This is a genomic window from Frankia sp. AiPs1, from assembly GCF_023716945.1.
GTDB lineage: Bacteria > Actinomycetota > Actinomycetes > Frankiales > Frankiaceae > Frankia.
Window position 1 is genome coordinate 1 of record NZ_JAMQQF010000410.1, and the last position, 5,485, is coordinate 5,485.

Consider the following 5,485-nt stretch of genomic DNA (forward strand, 5'->3'; position numbering starts at 1 on the left):
GCCGGTGGGTCGGCCGCCGCGCGCAGCCTCGACGAGACGGCCCGCGCCGCGGCCCGCCGGGCGCTGGAACGCCACGAGCTCGGGCTGAGCGAGCTGCTGCGCCGCCACGACCTGGCACTTCGGGCCGACCTGCTGGCGCCCTGGGCCCGGTGGGTCACCCCGGAGATCGAGCCGCGGCGTTACGACACCCGGTTCTTCGTCGCGGCCCTGCCCGGCGGGCAGTCCCCCGAGCAGCCATCCGGCGAGGCCGACCGGATGGAGTGGATGCGGCCCGTCGACGCGCTCGAGCGTCACGCCGCCGGCGCGCTGGGTATGCTGCCGCCCACCGCGTTCACCCTGGCCGAGCTGTCCGAGCATCACGACGTCGCGTCGGTCCTCGCCGCCGCCCACGCCCGCGACCTGTCGCCGATCATGCCGAAGATCCTCGTCAGCGGCGGGGAGGCACACCTGTTGCTGCCGCACGACGAGGCATACGACCCGCCGGACGAGGGCGGACCCGGCCACAGCGGACCGGGCGACAGCGGATCGGGCGACAGCGGGCCGGACCAGCGATAAGGCTGCGTACATGACGACTCCTCGACAGGTCACCCCGCTGGCCGCGGTGCTGCTCGCGCCGAACCCGGGTCCGATGACGCTGGACGGCACCAACACCTGGCTCCTGCGCGCCGCTGGCGAGCAGGGATGCGTGGTGGTCGATCCCGGGCCCGACCACGCGGGGCACCTGGCGGCGGTGGCCGCCGCCGGCCGCGTCGAGCTGATCCTGCTCACCCACGGCCATGCCGATCACAGCGCCGGCGCCGCCGCGTTGCACCGGCTCACCGGCGCCCCGGTCCGCGCGCTGGACCCGGCGCACCGCCTCGGCTCGGAGGGCCTCACCGCCGGCGACGTGATCGCGACCGCCGGGATCGAGCTGCGCGTGCTGCCCACCCCGGGCCACACCTCGGACTCGCTGTCGTTCCTGCTCAGCGGCGACGAACGGCCGGCGCCGAGTCCGCTGGCGGACGCCGCGGACGCCGCGGACGCCGCCGGCTCCGCCGACCTGCCGGCCGGACCGGGGGTGCTGACCGGGGACACGATTCTCGGTCGCGGCACCACCGTCGTCGCCCATCCCGACGGGCGGCTCGGCGACTACCTCGACAGCCTGCGGCTGCTGCGCGAGCTGGGGGAGACCACGGTGCTACCGGGGCACGGCCCGGAGCTGCCCGCCGCCGGCCGCGCCGCGGAGCACTACCTGGCTCACCGCCGGACCCGCCTGGACCAGGTTCGCCGCGCGCTGGCGGACGCCGGGGTCGACGCCGCCGAGGCCGACCCCGCCGACGTGGTCCGCCGGGTGTATGCGGACACCGACCGGGCGCTGTGGTTCGCGGCCGAACTTTCCGTCAGGGCCCAACTGGACTACTTGCGGGAGCATCCCGACATCCCCTGAACGAGCCAGGCACTTCCGGTTAGTCCCCGTGGTGGCGACTCCTGACATATCCTCACGGCGGCCGTGAGCGGCGCCACGCATTCGCCACCCGCCGGCCAACGGCCCGAGCCAGCGCCCCGCCAGCCCGCCGCGGGCCGCTGACCAGGCAGATCAGGATGTCCGGCCACCGCAAAACGGCACCCGATCGAGCCTCCCCGCGCCTGGCGGCGCAGGGCTGAACGACCCCGGTACCACCAGGAGGCACCGACGCGGCCGCGGTCGGTCACCCGGCAGGAGGGGATGCCGGGAAGGAGACCCAGGCCACTAAACTCTGGCGCGGAGGGAACCGATCGTGCGCAGGATGACGACTTCGACCAGCCGGCGGCCGAACGACCGGTCCGGGGCGGCCCGTGGCCACCCGGTCGGGCGAGACGCGGCGCCGGTGCTGCCCCTACCCCGGAAGGCCCGCTCATGAGGGTGCCCCCGCGATCCCCACGCCCCGGGCCGCGGCCATGGTGATCACTGCGCCGCACATGGGACCGCTGCGCTGCCCCCGGTGCGGCTCGGCGGCCGTCCCCGGCGGACGGTTCTGCTATCACTGCGGCCTGGAGTTCACCCAGGCTGAAGCCCCGGCGTCCGAGGTCCCGGAACGGCGCGTCGTCACCGTACTGTTCGGCGACCTGTCCGACTTCACCGGCTGGGCCGAGGACCGCGACCCGGAGCGCGTGGGCGAGATGACCGACCGGGTGCTCGCCGCGTTGGCTCACGAGATCGACGAGGTCGGCGGGCGCGTCGACAACCTGACCGGCGACGGCATCATGGCCGTCTTCGGCGCGCCCACCGCCCACGAGGACGACCCGGAACGCGCCGTGCGGGCCGCCGCCGCGATGCAGGAGACCGTCCGCCGGCTGGTCCAGGACACCGCCGGCGACAGCGCGGAGGGCCGCCTCGGCCTGCGCGTCGGGATCAACACCGGCGAGGTCCTCGCCGGGGTGCAGGCGGCCATCTCGTACACGGTGATCGGCGACACGGTGAACACCGCCGCCCGGCTGTCGGCCGCGGCCACGATCGGCACCGTCTACGCGGGCCGCGAGACGGTGCTGGCGACCCGGTCGGTGGCGAGCTGGCGCGAGCTGCCCGACCTCGTCCTCAAGGGCAAGCGGGAGCCGGTCCCGGCCTACGAGCTGATCAGCCTGCGCCCCTCCAACGTCGCCCGGCCCGGTCTCGCCGACGACGCGCCGTTCCTCGGCCGCGACGCGGAGCTGGCCGACCTGGAGACGCTCTTCGCGGAGGTCGTCACCCGGCGCTCGCCGGAGGTCGCGCTGATCGTCGGCGAGGCCGGGATCGGCAAGACCCGGCTGGCCAGCGAGCTGGCCAACCGAGCTGAGCGGACACCCGGCACGGTGGCACTGTGGGGACGCACGGTCCGTCACGGCGACGGCCGCGGCCTCGCGCCCCTCGTCGACGTCGTGCGCAACGCCTGCGGGGTCACCGACGGCGACTCGCTCGACCGGGTGGCCGACCGGGTCCGGCGCACCGTGGCGGGGCTGTCCCATCCGCTCACCGGGGCGCGGCTACCCGCCGGCATCGCCGACCGCTTACTCCTGCTGCTCGGTGTGCCCCTCGACCGGCGGTCCACCATCCCGGCCACCACCCCGGGTGACCCGGCGGCCCGCGCCTCCCACATCGAGGAGGCCGAGCAGCGCGCCGTGGAGGTGACGGTGGAAGCCGTCGCGCTGCTGCTCAGCGCGCTGGCGCGGTCCGGCCCCATCCTGGTGCTGATCGACGATCTGGAGTGGGCGACAAGCCAGCTCAGCGACGCGATCGGCCGGCTCGCCTCGCGCCTGTCCGGGCCGGTGCTGCTCGTCCTGCTCGACCGGGCCGGCCCGCGCCTGGCCACCCTTCCCCGGATCCGGCGCATCGACCTGCAGTCGCTGACCACGGAGGCGTCCGGCCTGCTGCTGCAGAACCACCTGCGAGGTAAGACGCTGGCGCCGCACACCCGCGACGACCTGCTCGCCCGGGTGCACGGAAACCCGTTCTTCCTCGTCGAGCTGCTCAACCTCCTCATCGACCGGCGGCTGCTGCACCCCGGCGACGACACCGGCGACGGCGACCAGGCCGAGCTGGTCCTCGACGGATCGTTGGCCGAGACCCCGTTGCCCGCCGGCGTGCAGTCCGTGCTTGCCGCCCGCATCGACGACCTGGACCCGGTCGCCAAGGCGGTGCTGCGGGCCGCGGCGGTGCTCGGCCGGCGCTTCCCCGCGGAGGCGCTGCCGATGGTCGACGAGCGACCGGCCGAGGAGGTCACCCGGGCGCTGGCGGTCCTGACCGAGCGCCAGCTCGTCCGCCCGCCGCGGGCCGCCGAGACCCGCTGGCGCTTCGTCCACCCGATGGCCCGGGACGTCGCGTATGCCGGCCTACCGAAGGTCGAGCGGGCCCGCCGGCACGCCACGGCCGCCCGCTGGGGCGTCACGGCGATGATCGGCAGCTCTCGCTCCGTGTCGACCTTCGTCGCCGGCCACGCCCTGCGTGCCTACGACCTGGCCGCGTCGATGGGCCTGCCGCCGAACGACCCGGCCTGGTCGTCCCGGATGTCCGGATTCCACGCGCATGTCCGGCTGGCCCGGGCGGCGCTCGCCCGCGACGACCACCGGACCGCGGCCGACCTGCTCGCCTATGCCCGCCGGCTCGGCCGGGGCATGATCGACACGCAGGAGGACAACGTCGTCCGGGTGCTGCACGCCGAGGCCCTGGTGGGGCTGCGTCACCTCGACGAGGCGGAGCGCACCCTGCGTCCGGCGCTGCGGGCCGGTGCCCCCGCCCGGCGCGCCGCCGCCTTCTCCGTGCTCGGGGAGCTGCGCCAGAAGCAGGGCCGGTCCGAAGAGGCGGCCCAGTGCCTGCTCACCGCGCTGGAATCGGCCCGGCAGGCCGGCGACGAGCGGGCCACGGCCGCGGCGCTGCGCCGGCTCGGCATGCTGGAGTACAACGCCGGCCGGATCGGCGCGGCCGAGGACCGGTACCGCGAGGCCCTCACGATCGCCCGCCAGGTCGACGACCCGCGTGGCGTCGGCTGGGCGCTGCAGCACCTGGCCTGGAGCGCCACCACCCGCGGGGACTACCCCCGGGCCGAACGGACGCTGCGTGAGGCGTCGGCGGTGTTCGAACGGCTGGAGGACACCGGCGGGCTCGGCTGGTGTCGGGGCACCGAGGCACTGGTGCTGCTGCTGTCCGGTCAGCTCACCCGCGCCCGCAAGCTCACCGGCGAACTGATCGAGATCGCGGGATCCATCGGCGAGCAGTGGGGCATGGGTGTCTGCCTGACCGTGGACGCGATCGCCGCCGCGGAGCTGGGGGACATCACCGCCGCCGAGTCCCACGCGCAGCGGGCCACGGAGCTGTTCGAAAACTCCGAGTACACCTGGGGAGCGATGCTGGTGCTGGTCGCCCGAGGGCTCGCGGCCCGCGGCGCGGGCGAGCCGGCCCGCGGGGCGCGGTACCTGGAGGAGGCCTGCGACCAGGCCGCCGAGCGCGGCCACGTGGTCGTCGGTGCCCTGGCGCGGGTCCTGCTCGGGCTGACCCTCCTCGACGCCGGTGAGGTGGACAAGGCCGCGCAGGCCGCCGAGATCGCCCTCACTGACCTCGAGCACCTGGAACTCCATCCGCACGCCCAGCTCGGGGCGAAGGTGCTCGTCGCCCAGATCGCCCGCGCCCGCGGTCGGACCAGGGCCGCGCTGGACCTGCTGCGGGAGGCGTTGTCGGCGAGCGAGCCGGCGACGCTGATGTTCCCCCGCCGACAGGCGTACGCGCACCTCGCCGGCATCCTGTTGGACGCGGGCCAGCCGACCGAGGCGCTCGAGGTCGCCCGCCGGGCGGTCGCCGTGGACGCCGAGGACGTGCGCGCCCAGGTGCTGGGATACCGGGCGCTGGGCACGGCCCTCGTGGCCAACGGCGACCTCGAGGGCGGCCGCGGCGCCTACCTGCGGGCACTCGCCGCCGCGACCGCGACCGACGCCGTCAGCGAGGCGCCGCAGACCCGGCGGCTGTTGGCCAGCCTGCCGCCCAGCGGCGGCCCCGTCG

2 protein-coding genes and 1 pseudogene are annotated in these 5,485 nt (G+C 75.5%); all 3 read left to right on the plus strand.

Annotation, left to right across the window (positions count from 1 at the left end):
* Positions 1 to 555 (plus strand): annotated as a pseudogene (locus tag ND748_RS24105) (NUDIX hydrolase); the annotation flags it as partial.
* Between the two features lie 10 nt (positions 556 to 565).
* Entirely contained in the window at positions 566 to 1,426 is an 861-nt protein-coding gene (locus ND748_RS24110; protein ID WP_251748246.1) for an MBL fold metallo-hydrolase, read from the plus strand.
* Positions 1,427 to 1,917: 491 nt separating this feature from the next.
* On the plus strand, positions 1,918 to 5,485 hold a 3,568-nt coding region (locus ND748_RS24115), incomplete at its 3' end, for a tetratricopeptide repeat protein (protein WP_251748247.1).